The organism is Hyphomicrobium album (genome assembly GCF_009708035.1).
Classification (GTDB): Bacteria; Pseudomonadota; Alphaproteobacteria; order Rhizobiales; family Hyphomicrobiaceae; genus Hyphomicrobium_A; species Hyphomicrobium_A album.
This window is the reverse complement of record NZ_WMBQ01000001.1, coordinates 930226-946980: the sequence shown is the minus strand read 5'-3', so window position 1 is coordinate 946980 and position 16755 is coordinate 930226. Positions and strand designations below refer to the sequence as shown.

Below are 16755 nucleotides of genomic sequence, written 5' to 3'. Positions count from 1 at the left end.
TTCACCTGCAACTAGAAGAACCGCTCGTACACGAAAACGGTGTCCCCAGGGCACAATGGGTAGTCGCCAGGTGCTTCGATTTGGTCAACGAGGGGGCCGAGCTTGCGGGTGATGCGATAGGTCCGCTTGCTGGCGCGTTCGGTGTATCCGCCACCGATGGCCACGGCCTGCTCGATCGTCATGCCCGACACGAACGGATACTGACCCGGGAGGCGGACCTCGCCGAGGATGAAAAAGGGCCGGTTCTGCGCGACATCGACGGTGACCTGCGGGTCCTTGACGAACTCGCGGCCGAGCTTGGCGGCGATGGCGTGTGTAAGGTCGACGGTCGTGCGACCGCGGGCGCGCACCGTTCCGATCAAAGGAATGGCGATGTTGCCGACTTGGTCGACGGTGTAGAGACGCGACAGGTTCGGCTGGCCATAGACGAACACGCGCAGCTTGTCGGCGGTGTCGAGAATGTAGGGCTCGAAGCCGGTCGGACCGCCGGTCATGTCGGCGGAGACGACGACGGCGGGACCCCAGGCGACGGGAGCGGCGACGGGCGGTCCGACGGGGACCGGCGACACCATGCGCTGCTGCGCGTGCCAGCCGTCGGCGACCTTCACCGGTGCGGCGGCCGGAGCAACCTCGCGGGCGGTTTCGGCAACCACGGCGCTGGGCAGCGTCTTTTCGACGGTCGTGTCACCCCAACCGCCGATCTTGGCGTCGGGCGCCTGCACGCTTGTTTCTCCCCAGGCGGCGGCCTTCTGAGGCTGCGCCGGGTCTACTGCGGCGGGCGCCGGCTTGTCGTAGATGACGTCGACCGGCGCCATGCTAGACGCACCGCTGCTTGCGGGGGTGGCGCCGGCGATATCCAGATTGCCGAGGCTGCTCAGGTCCTGGGTCATCTGCGCCAAATGCGATTGCCCGCAGCCGCCGATGAAGACGGCCGCAGTCGTCAGCAATGTGAGAAGGCGCAAGGACATGGACTGAACCGAAGGGATGTTCGTCGACGGTTCACTGTGCAGCCCGACGGGTTAACAAATGCTAAGCGCCTGTCCGATCTTCGGACGCTTAATGAAATCGCAACCCGACAGCGCTCTAATTTGGGTCAGCAGTTAGTTTTCTTGAAGCGGCCCCTCATATGACCACCGCCTCCACCGACGACATCGACCTCGGCGCCGTGTGGCGCTCGCTCCGGCGCGCCATGCCGAAGCTGATATTGCTCAGCCTGGTGACCGGCGGCGCGACTTACGCGCTGCTATCGCAGTTTCCTCCGAGGTATACCTCCGAGGCGCAAATCCAGGTCGTCGCGCCCAAGGGCGAGAATGACCGCTCGATCGATTCCGTAGCCTCGCGCCTCGACAAGGAGGCGATCAACACGCACTTGCGCAGCCTGCTGTCGCCCGATCTCGCGCTGCAAATCATCGCGCAGGAAAAACTCGACCAGAACCCCGAGTTCAACAGCGCGCTGCAACCGCCCAGCAAGCTCGACCGCATCATGAGCGCTTTCGAAATCGGCCGGCGCGCCGAGGAGAGCGAGCAGGACCGCGTGTTGAAGGCGTTCTTCAAACGGCTCGAGGTCTATTCGCCGAAGGAAAGCCGGGTCATCGCCATCAGCTTCACCTCTGCCGATCCGAAGCTCGCGGCCGACGTGGCGAACCGCATCGCCGAGACCTACCGCACGCTGCTTGCGACCCGCGCACTCAATGAAAACGACGAAGTGCAGAACGCGATGCAGCCGAAGATCGACAAGCTCGTCAAAGAGGTTGCTGGAGCCGAAGCCGAGGTCGAGCACTTTCGCGCGCAAGCCAATATCTTCAAGGGCGGCCCCAACAACACGGGTCTCAACCAGCAGCAGCTCGGCGACATCAATTCCGAGCTGACCAAGGCGCAGGGGGCGCGCAGCGAGGCCGATGCCCGCGCGCAGTCGGTGCGCGAGATGGTCCGCGCCGGCAATGCCGAGGCGCTGCCTGACGTGCAGCGCTCGCCGCTCATCCAGAACCTCGTGCAGCAGCGGGTGCGCGTCGAGCGGCAGCTTTCCGAGCTCTCCGCGACGCTACTCCCGGCCCATCCGCGAATGCGCCAGCTGCGCGCCGACCTCGAGGGTCTGCAACGGCAGATCAAGAGCGAGGTGGGCAAGATCGTGGAGGGCATCGAGAAGAGCGCCTCCATCGCCGCTTCGCGCGAGGCCTCCGTCCGCCAGAGCCTCGAGACTGCCAAGAAGCAGGTCATCGGCACCGGCGACAGCGAGGTTCAGCTGCGTCAGCTCGAGGCCGTCGCCAAGTCGAAGCGCGCCGAGCTCGAGCGGTTGCAAGCCCGCTTCGAAGCCAATCGGATGAGCGCCGATAGTCGCGCCGTGCCGGTCGAGGCGCAGATTGTGTCGATGGCGCGCCCGACCAGCGTCCCGAGCTTCCCCAAGCCGTTGCCGTATGCCTTCCTCGTTGGCATGGCTGCGTTCCTGTTCGGGATCGCCATCGTCGTGACCAAGGCGCTGTTCACGGCCGCCCGTACTCCGGCAGCTGATCGGCCGGCGGTCGGCAGGGGCGCTGTTGCCGCGAACACGCCGACGGCGCAGGTGTTTGCGCGTGACGCGAGTCGCGTCCACGTCGTTACGTCCGTCTCCGATCTCGCCATCCATCTCGCTGCGCATCCGCAAGACATCGGCGGCTTCCGCGCGCTGATGACGGGCGCTTCCGAGCCGATAGATGCGGGCGGCGAGGCCATCGACCTAGTGAAGGCCATGGCGGACGCCGGCGCCGACGTGATCCTCATCGACTGGAGCCCCGAAGGGGCAGGAATCGCTGAAAGAATGGGGATCGACCCGCGGGCAGGTCTCAATGAGCTATTGCAGGGCACCGCGACGTTCGAGGATGTGGTCACCCGCATTCCAGCGAGCGGGGCGCATTTCATCCCGGCGGGTACTGCCGTGCTCGACCGCGACGCGCTGCTCGACCCCGATCAGCTCAACCTCACGCTCGACGCGCTCGATACCGCCTACGATCAGATCGTGGTGGTCGCCCGCCACGACGTCGCGCGCGCTCTGTTCGAGGCAATCCTCGGCCGGTTCGACGCCGGAATCATCGTCAGCGAACCACGCCGCCGCAGCTTTGCCCCCGACCAAGCCGGTAGCTTCCTCGGCTTCGAGGTGGCCGACATCGAGCTGTTCCGCCTCGAGCGTTCCAAATCGAACCAGCTCGCCCGCGAGCGGCTTGCGCGCGTCGGTGGCCGCGGCGGCATCGAGGCGCGGGCCAGCTGATCGTCGACGGCGGGCGCCCGGATTTAAGGCCGCATTAGGGACAGAGGCGGCTTTGCCGATGGGGTTAATCACCCGGCGACGGCGCCTGCACGAAAGTTGCTTGCATCGGGCTGACGACGCGCCGGGCGCGTCCCCATGCATGAGGACAGCATGAGCAGGCGATCGACGACGCTCCTCAAGACGGCATTGGCCGCGGTGCATTATTCGGGCGCCGGCAGCCTGCTGGCGCCCTATACGCGCGGCGCTGGCGTGATCTTCATGCTGCATCACGTCGACCCGGCGCCGCCGCAGGCGTTCGAGCCAAACCGCATCCTCAAGGTGACACCGGATTTCCTCGATGTCGTCGTGCGCGAGGTGATCGAAGCCGGCTTCGACATCATCCCGCTCGACGACATACGGGGACGGCTGGAGCATCCAGAGGGCGAGCGCCCCTTCGCCTGCTTTACGCTCGATGACGGCTATCGCGACAACCGCGACTACGCCTATCCGATCTTCCGCCGTTACGACGCCCCGTTCGCGATCTACGTACCGAGCGACTTCGCCGACGGCCGCGGCGATCTCTGGTGGCTGACGTTCGAAAAGGTGTTGCGTGCCGCGCCGCAAATTACGCTCGCCATGCGCGGCGAGACGCGCCACTTCCGCCTGGCGACGCCCGACGAGAAGTATGCGGCCTTCCATGAAATCTACTGGTGGCTGCGCGGTCTACCGGAGGCGCAGGCGCGCGCCATGGTGTCCGAGCTGGCGCAGGCCTACAACATCGACCCTGCTACAGTGCATGCCGGACTCGTCATGAACTGGGATGAGCTGCGCGAGCTGGCGAAGGACCCCTTGGTCACCATCGGTGCGCACACGCAGGGACATTATGCGCTCGCCAAGCTGAGCGAAGCCGATGCCCGGAACGAGATGGCAGAGAGCGTCGCGCGGATCGAGCGCGAGTTGGGCCGCCCGTGCCGTCACTTCTCCTATCCCTACGGATGTGCAAAAAGCGCCGGTCCGCGCGAGTTCCGCATCGCCGAGGAACTCGGGATCGAAACGGCCGTCACCACGCAGAAGGGACTGCTCTACCCCGAGCATGCGCACGAGCTGACGGCGCTACCTCGTCTGTCGCTCAACGGCGATTTCCAGGATATCCGCTACGTAAAAGCGCTTATGTCCGGTGTGCCGTTCGCCGTGATGAACACCCTGAAGCGCTACGCGGGGGCCGGCGCTGCGCCCTAGGCGTGGACGCCCGGAGCAGGCGCGGCGTTCGGCTACTTGATCGTCCGCTTTCCGGCGACTATCACCCGCCAGCAGGTCGAGTAGGGGATCCCAAGGGTCTTGTCCGTTTCCGCATCCCATAGCGTGAGCGCCACTGCCGGCACCGGCTCCGCCGACGGCGCCGTCCGCATCTGGCTCTTGGGCGTCGCCGCCCTCGTGTTCGCGATGATTGTTGTCGGCGGTGCGGTGCGCCTCACCGACAGCGGCTTGTCGATCACCGAGTGGCAGCCGCTGCTCGGCGCCATCCCGCCGCTCAAAGAGGCGGATTGGCTGGCAGCATTTGAGAAGTACAAGGCGATCCCCGAGTACTCGATCGTCAACGCCGGCATGTCGCTGGAAGCCTTCAAGGCGATCTACTGGTGGGAATGGGCGCACCGCTTCCTCGGCCGCTTCATCGGCATGGCATTCGCCGTCCCGTTCCTCGTTTTCCTCGCTCTTCGCAAGCTGCGCGGTAGCTTCGCGCTTAAGTGCCTCGGCGTGCTGGCGCTCGGCGGCGCGCAAGGTGCCATCGGCTGGTACATGGTGAAGTCGGGGCTCGTCGACCGGATCGACGTCAGCCAATACCGGCTGGCGCTGCACCTCATCACCGCGTTCTCGATCCTCGCGTTGCTCGTGTGGCTGGCGCTCGAGGTTGGGTCGCAATCAAACCGGATCCGCCTCAACACCGTGACGCGCGGCCAGCGGCGCATGGCGATGGCACTGTTCGCGCTCGTGTTTGTGCAGTCGGGGCTCGGTGCTCTCGTCGCCGGATTGAAGGCCGGACTCACCTACAACACCTGGCCCCTGATGGACGGCAAGCTTGTGCCGGACGGCCTGATGCTGCAGTCGCCGTGGTACGTGAATTTTCTCGAGAACGTGACGACGGTGCAGTTCGATCATCGCCTCGTCGCGTATGTGGTCGTCGTCGTCGCGGCTCTGCACCTCGTTTCGCTGATCCGCTCGGCCGACGATGAGCGCATCGTGCGCTCCGCGGCGCTCGTCGTGGCGTGCATCTTCGGGCAGATGCTGATCGGTATCTGGACGCTGGTGTCGGGCGTCCCGCTGGCGCTGGGCCTGGCGCATCAGGCCGGCGCCGCCATTGTCATCGCGGCGGCGACCCTGCACCTCCACACGATCACGCGGGCTGACGCGCCTTGAGCGAAGCAGGCTGACCTGCCGCATCGCCGAGCCCCAGCATGAGGCGGATATTCTGCACCGCGGCGCCGGCCGCACCCTTGCCGAGATTGTCCAGCCGCGCCACGAGCACCGCCTGGTTCAGCTCGGACTTGCCGAACACGAACAGCTCGAGCTTGTCGGTGGCGTTCAGGTCCTCGGCGGCGAGGCGCTGCGCCTTGGCGGTCGGCTCGCGCACGACGCCCACCAATTCGCTTCCCCGATAGTGCGCGTCGAGAGCGAGTTCCAGATCGCGCAGGCACGGCTTGCCCGGCAACGTGTCGAGATGCAGCGGGACCGACACCAGCATCCCTTGCCGGAAGTTGCCCACCGACGGCACGAAGATCGGACGCCGCGTGAGACCCGAATAGCGCATCAATTCCGGAACGTGCTTGTGCTCCAGGGCGAGCGCGTAAAGCTCGAATGACGGAGCCGCGCCGCCCTCGTAGGCCTCTATCATCGAGCGGCCGCCGCCGGAATAGCCGCTGACAGCATTGACGGTGACGGGATAGTCAGCCGGGATTAGGCCGGCGTCGACGAGCGGGCGGATCAGCGCGATGGCGCCGGTCGGATAGCAGCCCGGATTGGCGACCCGCGACGCGGTGCGCACCTTCTCCGCCTGCTCGGCATTCAGCTCGGCGAAGCCGTATTCCCAGCCGGGGGCAACGCGGTGCGCGGTCGAGGCATCGAGGATGCGCGGCGCCGCCGTTCCGAGAGAATCGGCGAGCGTTACGGTCTCCTTAGCGGCGTCGTCGGGCAGGCACAGCACGACGAGGTCGACGTCGGCCAGCATCGCCTTGCGGGCGGCAGCGTCCTTGCGCAGCGCCGGGTCGATGCTCTTCACCTCGACGCCCGGGACGCGCGCCAGCCGCTCGCGGATTTCGAGACCGGTAGTACCGGCCTCGCCGTCGATGAAGATTTTGGCCTTGGGCGTATCCATGGATCAGCTCTCGTGCAGCAACGTGCTGCCTCAGCGCGGCTCTAGGGCGGCGCGCACGGTGCTGTCAATATAGGCGTGCGGCGCGGCGCCGGCGATGGCGGCTATGTTCCCCCCAATCGGTGGCGGATGCCGTCCCAAAGGGTTTCCGAGCAGCCGAAGCCGAACGCGTTGCAGGTCACCTCGTGCGAGCCCTTGTAGATCATGTCGAAAGCCACCCAGAGGATGATGAGCAGGCCGATCCAGGTGATCCACGGGTACTTGACCAACAAATTGGCGATGAAGTGCGAGGCGACGGCCATGAGCACGATGGCCACCGCAAGACCGATGACAAGTACGAGCGTCGAACCCTTGGCGGCTCCGGCGACGGCCAGCACGTTGTCGAGCGACATCGACACGTCGGCCACCGTGATGAGGCCGACGGCCTGCCAGAAGCCCAGGTCGCCTTGCACCTGCGCCGCGTCGACTTGCCCATGATGATCGCCGGTGGTGATCTGCCGGTACATTTTCCAGCACACCCACAGCAGCAGAATTCCGCCGGCGAGCGTCAGGCCGATGATGGCCAGAAGCTGCACGGTTATGGCGGCGAAGAAGATCCGGAGCACCACCGCGGCGGCGATGCCCCAGAAGATCACCTTGCTGCGGATCTCCTTCGGCACGCGCGAGGCTGCGAGACCGACGATGATGGCGTTGTCGCCCGCCAGCACCAGGTCGATCATGATGATGTTGACGAGGGGGACGAAGTTCTGGCGATACCAGTCGAGCGAGACGAGGTGTTGCGCTTCCTCGCCGATGACCCCGAGCAAATAGCCGAGGTCGTTCAGTAGCCAGTCCATCTCACCCTGCCTGTAGCCGCGCGGCCGGCAATCGCCGCCGTGCCTCGTCTCCCACCGGTGGCGTATGTGGCATTACCGGGAACACTCGGCAAGCCTCCCGGCGCCCAAAAGCGACGGGGCGCCCGAAGGCGCCCCGTGCAAAGCCTGCGACAAAGGCGAAAGTGCCTTAGCGCTTGGAGAACTGGAAGCTGCGGCGAGCTTTCATGCGGCCGTACTTCTTACGCTCGACGACGCGGCTGTCACGCGTGAGGAAGCCGCCCTTCTTGAGAACCGAACGCAGGTCCGGCTCGAAGTAGGTGAGCGCCTTGGAGATGCCGTGCCGCACCGCACCGGCCTGGCCGGATAGGCCGCCGCCGACGACCGTCACGTTGATGTCGTATTGGGTCGAGCGGTTGACCGCCGACAGGGGCTGCTGGAGCAGCATCTGCAGGACGGGGCGCGCGAAGTACTTGGTGTAGTCCTTGGCGTTGACGGTGATGACGCCCTTGCCCGGCTTGATCCACACGCGGGCAACCGCGTTCTTGCGTTTGCCGGTGGCATACGCGCGGCCGAGGCTGTCGAGCTTCTGCACATGCACGGGAGCAGCGGCAGTAGCGCCCGCGCCCTTGATGTTTCCGAGGTCTTCCAGAGACTTGGATTCTTGCGCCATCGCCCTTAGACCCTCGCGTTCTTGCGGTTGAGCTTCGCCACGTCGAGCTTCTCCGGGCTCTGCGCCGCGTGCGGGTGCTCGCTGCCTTTGTAGATCTTCAGATTGCGCATCAACTTGCGCTGCAGGGGGCCGCGCTTGAGCATGCGCTCCACCGCCAGTTCGACCACACGCTCGGGGAACTTGCCCTCGAGGATCTTGCGCGGCGTCGTTTCCTTGATGCCGCCGGGGTGGCCGGTGTGGCGGTAGTAGATCTTGTCGGTGTGCTTATCGCCGGTGAAGACCACCTTGTCGGCGTTGATCACCACGATGTTGTCCCCACAGTCGACGTGCGGGGTATAGATCGGCTTGTGCTTGCCCTTGAGGCGCGTGGCGATAAGAGCGGCCAGGCGACCGACGACGAGACCTTCGGCGTCGATCAGGATCCACTTCTTCTCCACCTCGCCGGGCTTGGCGACGAACGTCGACATGTGTCGGGGCTCCGGTGTTTTGCGGTGCGAAGCGCGCCTTGAACCAGATCGCCCGCAGGCTGTCAATTGAATTGCCAATGAAAATTTGAAACGCAAGCAACATCAATAACTTATGCAATGTGGTATCAGAATACCGCCAAGCTCATGTCGGTATGCACGCGTGGTATCAGTACACACTTGGGCCAATGGGCGAATATGAGTAGAACGGGCCCTGCACTGCCGTCCTCCGGGCGTGAAATCGCCGCAGAATCTTGATGGCAGTCGCGCTGCAAATCCGCACTGGCGGTACATAAATCTCAAGGAGGAGATGGCATGCGGCAGGGTTTGATACGTTTGATCCCCTTCCTGGCGGCGGCGACGCTGGCACTCGGCGCGTTCGCACAGGAGCCGAAGGAAGATCCGATCAAGCAGCTCAAGCTGACCGATGCCCAGGTCAAGAGCTTCATCTCCGCCCAGCCGGATCTCGCCACCGTGGCGCCGAAGCTGCAGGAGGCGGGCGACAACATTGCCCCGGCGCTGCAGACCGAGCTCGACGAGATCGCCAAGAAGCACGGCTTTGCGAGCTTCGAGGAGCTGGACAGCGTCGCGGCCAATATCTCGATCGTCATGGCCGGGCTCGATTCCAAGTCGGGCGAGTTCACCGAGCCAGTCGAGGCCCTGAAGAAAGAGCTCAGCGACGTGACGGCCGACGCCTCGATCCCCGACGCCGACAAGAAGCAGCTCATGCAGGAGCTCACCGAGGCGATCAGCACCACGCCGCGGCTGGAGCACGTCGAGAACGTCGAATTGGTGAAGGCGCACCGCGCCGAGATCGAGAAGGCGCTGCAGTAGCGATGCAGCGCTTGGAAGGACGAGGCCGACCATGTCCGAGCGCACGATGACCGCTGCGAAGGCAACCTCCGCCGAGGAGCCGCTGCTTAATCTCGAGCGGCCGCGTCCCGGCGTGGCGGTTCTGACGCTCAACCGCCCGGCGGCACGCAACGCGCTGTCGGTCGCCATGCTCGACGCGCTGCATAAGGCTTTCGCCGCGCTCGGCGCCGACACCACGGTCGCGGCCATCGTGCTCGCCGCCAATGGCCCCGTGTTCTCCTCCGGCCACGACTTGAAGGAGCTCACCGCCCACCGCGCCGACGCCGACAAAGGCCTCGCCTTCTACAGCGAGGCGATGACGCGCTGCTCGGCGATGATGCAGGCGATCGTCGCCTGCCCGAAACCGGTCATCGCCGCCGTGCAGGGCACCGCCACCGCCGCCGGCTGCCAGCTCGTCGCCACCTGCGACCTCGCCATCGCCGCCGACAGCGCGCAGTTCTGCACCCCCGGCGTCAACATCGGCCTCTTCTGCTCGACGCCGATGGTGGCGCTGTCGCGCAACGTCGGCCGCAAGCGGGCGATGGAGATGCTGCTGACGGGCGATATGCTGTCCGCCGCCGATGCCGTCGAATACGGCCTGATCAACCGCGCCGTCCCCGCCGCCGAAGTGCTTCCCCAGGCGATCGCGCTCGCCGAGACGATCGCCGCCAAATCGCCGCTCACCGTCGCCATCGGCAAGCGTGCCTTCTACGCCCAGGCCGAAATGCCGCTCAGCGAGGCCTATGCGTACGCGGCGCAGGTGATGGTCGACAACATGATGACGCGCGACGCGGAGGAGGGCATCGGCGCCTTCCTCGGCAAGCGCCCCCCTGAGTGGAAGGGCCGCTGAGCCAACCCGCCGCATCCAACTATCGCACCGTCACATGCCCCGCGTATAACTTCGCGCATGAACCACGACCGCTACAGCGACGACTACATCGCCGGCATCCTCCGGGCCGCGCGCGCGTTCGCGTTCGTGGGCGCCTCGGCCAACTCCTCGCGGCCGAGCTACTTCGCCATGAAGTACCTGCTCGGCAAAGGCTACACGGTGCATCCGATCAATCCCGGCTTCGCGGGGCAGCAGCTCCTCGGCCAGACCGTTTACGCGACGCTCGCCGACGTGCCGGCGCCGGTCGACGTCATCGACATCTTCCGCAACTCCGACGCCGCGCTGGAAGTGACGCGCGAGGCGATCCGCCTCAAGGACAAGCTCGGCCTCAAGGTCGTGTGGATGCAGCTCGGCGTGAAGAACGACGTGGCCGCGGAAGCGGCCGAGGCCGCCGGTCTGCAGGTCGTGATGAACCGTTGCCCCAAAATCGAATACGGGCGGCTGTCGGGCGAGATTGCCTGGGCCGGCGTCAACTCGGGGCAGATCTCGAGCCTGCGCCCCAAGCTGGCGCCGCTGGGCGTGCAGAGCCTCAGCCTCGGCAAGCGCTGACACCGCGCCTCGCGCCGCTGACGCTGCGCCGCAGCACGCGGCGTACACGTCGCAAGGGTGACCGCCGCGCACCGCCTTAGACCACTTCCAATCTTTGCCGCCACACTTGCCCCGCGACCCTCGCGCCCTACCTAGCGAGGATAAGAAATCGCGAGGGAACACAAGATGATCGACGCAACGCGCATTCTCGACATGCTGGTCGGCGGCAACGGCTCGCACGGCGGCGCACCGGCTCCGTACGGACAGCCGCAGGCGCCACAGCAGTCGTCCACGAGCGGCGGCGCGAACGACCTGCTCGAGCGCGCCCGCGGCATGCTCGGCGGCGCTGCGGGGAATCTCCCATCGGGTCTCGGCGGTGTCGCCGGCGGTGTCGCGGCCGGCGCCATCACGTCGCTGCTGCTCGGCTCCAAGGGCGGCCGCGAGTTCGCCGGCGAAGCCCTGAAGCTCGGCGCCGCGGCGGCGCTGGGCGGCCTCGCCTACCGCGCCTATTCCAACTACAAGAGCGGCCAGCCGGTCGGCGCCGATACCTCGAGCGCCTCCGTGCCGTCGGTGCGGCCGAGCCCGCTGCCCGCCGCGACGCCGGCCAGCGACCACGCTCTGCTCCTGGTGCGCGCCATGATCGCCGCGGCGCTGTCCGACGGCACACTTGACGAGACCGAGCGCGCCGCCATTCTCGGACGCCTCACCGCCGCCGGCATCAACGCCGACGAGCAGCGCTTCCTCGAAGCCGAGCTGACGCGGCCGCTGTCGCCGCGCGAGTTGGCGACGAGTGCGACGACGCCCGAGCAGCGCGCCGAGGTGTACCTGGCGAGCGCCCTGGCGATCGACGCCGACACCGAGGCCGAGCGCGCGTATCTCAAATATCTCGCCGCGACGCTGGCGCTGGACGACCAGCTGATCGCGCATCTGGAGGACGCGGTGCGCGGCGCCAAGGCGCCGACAGAGGCACCGCAACTCGCGGGAGCGCGGACGCGCGCCGCCGGATAGCGGATCTCATCATTCATCGTTGACGCGCCGCCGCCACGCGCGCTCGTAACCCCGCAGTTGGCTGCGCCCGTGTTTGCCGCCCGGATCGTACAAGCCGAGCGCGCGGTACGCTGTCGGCAGCCGCGCATACATGAGCCCGAGGTGCTCTGTCATGCACAGCGGCGGGTCGCCGAGGCAGCGCTTGCGGCGGCGGCAGGGCTTGCGCGTGCAGACTCGCGCCATACCCGCCGCCGTGGCGACGAAGCGCGCCCGCATGAGCTGCGCGTCGTCGCTGTCGTCGCCCGCGAACACGGCCCATAGCTGCCGCAGTCCGCGTGCCTCCGCCTCGCGCCTGCTTCTTGGTTCGTCGTCGTCAGTCATGGTGCGGACAAGCCTTCTCCACGCGCCAACCGGCCGGCTCGCCGGAGTGCGAGTCGGTGGGCGCAACAAAAGAGGGAGCGCGGGCGCCGAGCGGCCGCCATCCTAGTTACAAGTCCGGCGCCCGTTCGGCGCCCGCGTCGGTGTGCTGCCGTGCCGAGGGTGCAAGCACATCGTCAGCGACCGTCCGATCCCACCCTATGGCGTTCAACGCCGGGCTGTACGTTCGGGATCGTAAGGCGACTGCGCTCTGGGATGGCGAGCGCCGCTGCCGAAGGGCGTCCGTGCAGTGTGTTGCCACGCCTGCACAGCCTCGATCTGCGACCCCGGATTTGAGAGGACGAGCTGGTCCTCGCGACACGCGTGCGAACGGAAACATTCACGCGGCCTCGTCCGGGTCACCGTCCCTGCCCCGCGTCAGACGCTCAGCTGCTGCGTCCCTCTGTCGGGCAAGGTGGAGCGAGTATGCGGGAGGCTTTCCGCGGGAGGATAAGTTTGCGGAGTGGGCAGTAGGCAATAGGCAATAGGCAGTGGGGAAGGGTAGGGCAGGCTGTGAGGGTCCAATGCCCAATGCCTAGTGCCCGTTGCCCGACTTCATTCCCACCAGGCGCTGAGCGTCGCGCGCGCCATGTCCGTGGTGAGCACGCCGCCGGTGCGCTCCAGGAGGCGCACGCCGTCGTCGATGGAGAGCGACAGGGCGTCGAAGGCGATGTCGTCGATGCGCTCGCCGACGTTGCCCGAGCGGATGATCCGCCCGCCGCGCCACAGCGCGTACTCGCCGCCGCGCATCAGCCGGCTGGTGTGCAGCTTGCACATGTCGCTTGCCCCCTTACGCCTGCCCCGTTGGTCCCGCCGACCCTCTTAGCCCCGAGTCGTGTGTCGGCAGTCTGTCACCAAGACTTACATCGGTCGGAAAAGAGATAGGTTCCCCTTTCGTTCTCTTCACTGTAGTTCGAGAGGATGGGACAGACAAGCTTCCGCGAGCGCTATCCACCGTCCGTCATGCCGGAGGCGTGCAAGGAAAGGTGTGGCGGCGTGGCGGAGCCGCGCAAGCAGGGGAGCGTGCAAGCGCGTCATGCCGGAGGCGTGCAAGCTCAAGATGCAAGCCCGAACTCGCTGCGCCACGTCGAGGCGCTGGCGCTCGCCAAGGCGATCGTGGGGTTGGGGGGAGTAGAGCACACCGCCTCGGAGTTGAACTCTAGGACTCCTCACCCTGCTTGAACGCTTCCAATAGCTCCTTGGCGCGAGTCCTTACGTCCCGCTCTTCTGCGTGGCGGAAGAGCCTTTCCACTCTCTCTTTTGCCAAATCGTAGTCGATGAACTCCGAAAGGTTCTTCCTGTTTAGCGGATAGTAAACACCAATTCCGGTCGCATTCGCCCAGCCCCTGGACTTTCCCAAGAAAGCTAGCAAGCCAGCATCAGATTCAATTTGGTTCTTGCACCAGGATGCGACGTCGGACGGATCCCCCAAGTAATTCCACCCATACAGCGTGGGCAGCAAACGTGGGACATCAAGCAGCGCAGAGCCCGCGTTCTTCAAGCGCACTACCAAGACCGACCGCGCAATCTCGAACTCTTCTGTATCAAAGAAGGTCTCGTGGGACCCCTTGCTATCCTCACCCGCTAACCCTCGCGCATAGACATCGTCTGCAAGCAGACCTACCAGCCAGCCAATCGCTTTTCCGTGGCCGAACATCTGCTTCACTACCAACATTCTGTCGTTGGGGCTCAGCCTCTTAAACAATTCCCGAAATGCTCGCTCTGCCTCGACTGCGAGCCAGTCGACCCCCAACCCGTGCCGGCCTCCCTTGCTTGAGGCTTCGTCGACGACGTTCGCTAGACCGGCCAGAAGTGCGGGAATCGCGCTTGCGGGCAACTCGTCGGAGGATAGGGCAAGCAGTCGATCTAGAAACCGATCGAGCGTAGCGCCTGTCGGTTCCCCCGGACGTGCGAGGATTTTCCGGAGGGATTCCGTGGCATTCTGCGCGTCGGTCGAAGCCTCGACAACGGAGAGCAGCCGAGCGTCGGTGAGGACACCCTCTGGCTTAGTAAGTGAGAAATAGTACCGGAAGTGGTGAGGACTCCCGAGGCGCCGCAACGTTACCCATTTCCTTAGACGAGTGTCCGACAATCCGTTGAGCAGTTTCCATCCGTCCGGGTGTTTGATTTTGTCCGTATCCCAGTCGACTCCCGGCAGTATCCCGTGCAGTTCCCAAACGACCTCTTCAAGTTTCCGGTCTTGGGACGCGAGGGCCTTCTTGAGTTGGTCCAGGGCCCTCTGCTCTGCGTCGCTGCTTACGGATGCGCCCCCGGCTATTGCAGCCACGACAGTCACATGCGCCTCAACCCACTTGTGCAGTTCCGGGTCATTTGAGCGAACCAACTGAAGCCACACCAAGTCAGGCAGGTAGACCTGTTCGACTATGGACGGACCATACAGCCTTAGCGCGTTTAACGTCCTAACAACATCACGTGGTGTTTGAAGGTACCGCCCGCCCGCGCTATCGATATATTCGTTGAGCCGCCGTGCAACATCCCGTTGATCGGAATTTTCCGCATCGAGCAACTGCGAAGAAAACAGTTCGGTCACCTCGTCACGAAACCAACGACGCAGTGCAAACGCCTCCGGGATCGGAAGCCTAAAATCGACTTGAACAAACTTCTCCATGAACTCATCGCCATTCTCGATATCCAGGGTGGATTCGAGGGTATGAGTTACGGATTGTCGATCGTACGACATGACGTAAATGACGTTAGGAAAATCGGCCACGGCGCGAACAAGTCGAAGCACTTCGACGGCTTCCTGCGGCTCCAATCGGTCGAGATCATCTATAAAAACAACTATGCGCTTGTTGAGCTCTCGCAGTGCAGTCGCTGTGCGCTCCTTCTGGGCAACAATCTCCTTCGGCTTGCCGAAGGATTCCATGAAACTGGACCCCGCCTCCAAAGTTGCGCCCGCCAAAGCAGCTCCAGGTACCACAAGTTCAGCGATCCTCGCTAATTTTGCCAGTCGACCGACGCTCGAAGCGTAGCTGCCCAGCAACGCATCAGCTTTCTCAGCGATCTCTTTGGCAGCTTTCTTGGACTTGCTCTTTTTGGCGTTATTTTTCTCCTCCGCTGCAGTAGCAATTCGTCGGATTGCTGTGCTTAGGTCCTCGAAGAGGGCGTCGAGTAGGGCGTCGCGAGACTTTATGAGCCACGGAGAAAAATTGACAATTTCGGGAGGGTCGTCACGCGATTTCAGAGTTTGTTCCAGTCGGGCGATGAGACTCGACTTTCCGCTGCCCCAAGGACCCTCTATCCCGAACACTAAGCCGCCATCGGTTGCCTGATTCACAATGGCTGCCGCGAGCCGCTCGGCTATTGCTCCAAAGCCAAGTCTATCTAGGTGGGAGCCAATATTGGGGCTGTCGTTTGAAAATAGGTATGAATTCGTTTTCTCTGGCATGAGGACCCCCATGAATCGCTTTGTGCAAATGAATTGTTAGTTGGACTTGCAGCGGCTAATTCGTCGCTGGCTCTGATAATCGGCTGGGCGCTGCCAATGTAGTGGGTTTGCTGTGCCGACGGAATGCGGGGGGGCGGGCTTGGTCTTAAATGAGCACGGCGTCGAGCACGGCAGCGAAGTGCAGCCCTGATGCCGTGAGCACGCAGCCGTGCCAGATGGCATTGTTGTAGGGCAGCTTCTGCCACAGGTGGAAGATCACGCCGACGGTGTAGAGCACGCCGCCGGCGATCAGCAGCCACAGCGCGGTGCTCGACAGCGCCTCGACCATCGGGCCGAAGGCGAACACGCCGGCCCAGCCCTGCGCGAGATAGAGGACGTAGCTGGTGCGCACGAGCTGCGCCGGGGCGATCAGCTTCGCGGAGGCGCCGAAGGCGGCGATGCCCCACACGGCGGCGAGCAGCAAGAGGCCCGGCGTGCCGCCGAGCTTCAAGGCGGCGAAGGGCGTGTAGGTGGCGGCGATCTTCACGTAGATGGCGGCGTGGTCGAGCCGGCGCAGCAGCCAGCGCCAGCGGCTGCGCAGCGACAGATTGTAGGCGGCGGAGAAGCAGAAGACGGCGAGCATCCCGGCGCCGTAGACGAGGACGGCGGTGGCGGATGCGGCGTCGAGGTGGGTGAGGCTCAGGGCGAGCAGCACCGCGAGGCCGGCGAGGCCGAAGGCGATGCCGAGGACGTGCACGACGCCGTCGGCGACGAGCTCGGACCGCGAGTAGAATGGGAACGCTTCGGTCATATACAAAAAAAGCGGCCGGCGCAGCGATTTCCCGCGCGCCGGCCGCTCGTATTCTTAGAGGAGCTCGATGGTCTGCACGGAGACCTTGCCGCTCTTGCGGTCCTCGCCAGCTTCGAACGAGACCTTCTGGCCTTCGTTGAGGCTGTGGATGCCGGCACGCTCCAGGGCGGTGGCGTGGACGAACACGTCACGCTCGCCGTTGTCGGGAGCGATGAAGCCGTAGCCCTTGCTGGCGTTGTAGAATTTCACGGTGCCGTTGGTCATGAGGTCAGTTTCCTAGAGGCTATAAAAAGACAATGGGCGGGCGCGTGCACGTTGATCGTGTCCGCACCGCCCCTTCGGTGTTT

The 16755-nt window shown here is 64.8% G+C and carries 17 protein-coding genes; 7 read left to right on the top strand and 10 right to left on the bottom strand.

The annotated features are described in order from the left end of the window. Positions 1-11: 11 nt before the first annotated feature. The gene (locus GIW81_RS18975) at positions 12-968 is read right to left on the bottom strand and encodes a polysaccharide biosynthesis/export family protein (RefSeq protein ID WP_229309077.1); all 957 of its coding nucleotides are present in this window, start codon (positions 966-968) and stop codon (positions 12-14) included. 158 nt (positions 969-1126) lie between these two features. On the opposite strand from GIW81_RS18975, the gene GIW81_RS04630 reads away from it, so the two are divergent. The 3 genes from GIW81_RS04630 (at position 1127) to GIW81_RS04620 (ending at position 5635) form a co-directional block, all read left to right on the top strand. Next, complete coding sequence (locus GIW81_RS04630; RefSeq protein ID WP_154738145.1) at positions 1127-3241, top strand: GumC family protein; 2115 nt, start codon at positions 1127-1129, stop codon at positions 3239-3241. Between the two features lie 150 nt (positions 3242-3391). Next, complete coding sequence (locus GIW81_RS04625; RefSeq protein ID WP_154738144.1) at positions 3392-4459, top strand: polysaccharide deacetylase family protein; 1068 nt, start codon at positions 3392-3394, stop codon at positions 4457-4459. Between the two features lie 123 nt (positions 4460-4582). Beyond that, a complete protein-coding gene (locus GIW81_RS04620) occupies positions 4583-5635 on the top strand; it encodes a COX15/CtaA family protein (protein ID WP_324614886.1) in 1053 nt (350 codons plus the stop codon). Here the strand turns inward: GIW81_RS04620 and argC are convergent. The 4 genes from argC to rplM form a co-directional block, all read right to left on the bottom strand. Beyond that, positions 5613-6590, bottom strand: coding sequence for an N-acetyl-gamma-glutamyl-phosphate reductase (gene argC, locus GIW81_RS04615; protein WP_154738142.1), 978 nt, complete (start codon positions 6588-6590; stop codon positions 5613-5615). The two genes, GIW81_RS04620 and argC, sit on opposite strands and share 23 nt — an antisense overlap. Positions 6591-6691: 101 nt before the next feature. Next, positions 6692-7306 carry a TerC family protein gene (locus GIW81_RS04610; RefSeq protein ID WP_229309195.1) on the bottom strand — a complete coding sequence of 205 codons (615 nt, stop codon included), beginning with the start codon at positions 7304-7306 and terminating at the stop codon, positions 6692-6694. A 283-nt stretch (positions 7307-7589) separates the two neighbouring features. Then, on the bottom strand, positions 7590-8072 hold the full coding sequence (gene rpsI, locus GIW81_RS04605; protein WP_154738140.1) for a 30S ribosomal protein S9: 483 nt from the start codon (positions 8070-8072) through the stop codon (positions 7590-7592). A 5-nt stretch (positions 8073-8077) separates the two neighbouring features. Next, entirely contained in the window at positions 8078-8539 is a 462-nt protein-coding gene (gene rplM / locus GIW81_RS04600; RefSeq protein ID WP_154738139.1) for a 50S ribosomal protein L13, read from the bottom strand. Positions 8540-8851: 312 nt separating this feature from the next. On the opposite strand from rplM, the gene GIW81_RS04595 reads away from it, so the two are divergent. The 4 genes from GIW81_RS04595 (at position 8852) to GIW81_RS04580 (ending at position 11813) form a co-directional block, all read left to right on the top strand. Further along, positions 8852-9370 carry a hypothetical protein gene (locus GIW81_RS04595; protein ID WP_195930382.1) on the top strand — a complete coding sequence of 173 codons (519 nt, stop codon included), beginning with the start codon at positions 8852-8854 and terminating at the stop codon, positions 9368-9370. Between the two features lie 31 nt (positions 9371-9401). Next, positions 9402-10238 carry an enoyl-CoA hydratase gene (locus tag GIW81_RS04590; RefSeq protein ID WP_229309076.1) on the top strand — a complete coding sequence of 279 codons (837 nt, stop codon included), beginning with the start codon at positions 9402-9404 and terminating at the stop codon, positions 10236-10238. A gap of 57 nt (positions 10239-10295) precedes the next feature. Then, positions 10296-10826, top strand: a complete 531-nt coding sequence (locus tag GIW81_RS04585; protein WP_154738138.1) for a CoA-binding protein — start codon at positions 10296-10298, stop codon at positions 10824-10826. Positions 10827-10991: 165 nt separating this feature from the next. Then, on the top strand, positions 10992-11813 hold the full coding sequence (locus GIW81_RS04580) for a tellurite resistance TerB family protein (protein WP_154738137.1): 822 nt from the start codon (positions 10992-10994) through the stop codon (positions 11811-11813). A gap of 9 nt (positions 11814-11822) precedes the next feature. Here GIW81_RS04580 and GIW81_RS04575 read toward each other — a convergent pair whose 3' ends face one another. The 5 genes from GIW81_RS04575 to GIW81_RS04555 form a co-directional block, all read right to left on the bottom strand. Next, complete coding sequence (locus GIW81_RS04575; RefSeq protein ID WP_154738136.1) at positions 11823-12173, bottom strand: hypothetical protein; 351 nt, start codon at positions 12171-12173, stop codon at positions 11823-11825. Between the two features lie 591 nt (positions 12174-12764). Further along, positions 12765-12986 carry a hypothetical protein gene (locus GIW81_RS04570; RefSeq protein ID WP_154738135.1) on the bottom strand — a complete coding sequence of 74 codons (222 nt, stop codon included), beginning with the start codon at positions 12984-12986 and terminating at the stop codon, positions 12765-12767. Between the two features lie 382 nt (positions 12987-13368). Next, a complete protein-coding gene (locus tag GIW81_RS04565; protein WP_195930380.1) occupies positions 13369-15618 on the bottom strand; it encodes a KAP family P-loop NTPase fold protein in 2250 nt (749 codons plus the stop codon). A gap of 145 nt (positions 15619-15763) precedes the next feature. Then, a complete protein-coding gene (trhA, locus tag GIW81_RS04560; RefSeq protein ID WP_154738133.1) occupies positions 15764-16408 on the bottom strand; it encodes a PAQR family membrane homeostasis protein TrhA in 645 nt (214 codons plus the stop codon). A 54-nt stretch (positions 16409-16462) separates the two neighbouring features. After that, positions 16463-16672 carry a cold-shock protein gene (locus GIW81_RS04555; protein WP_154738132.1) on the bottom strand — a complete coding sequence of 70 codons (210 nt, stop codon included), beginning with the start codon at positions 16670-16672 and terminating at the stop codon, positions 16463-16465. Positions 16673-16755 lie beyond the last annotated feature (83 nt).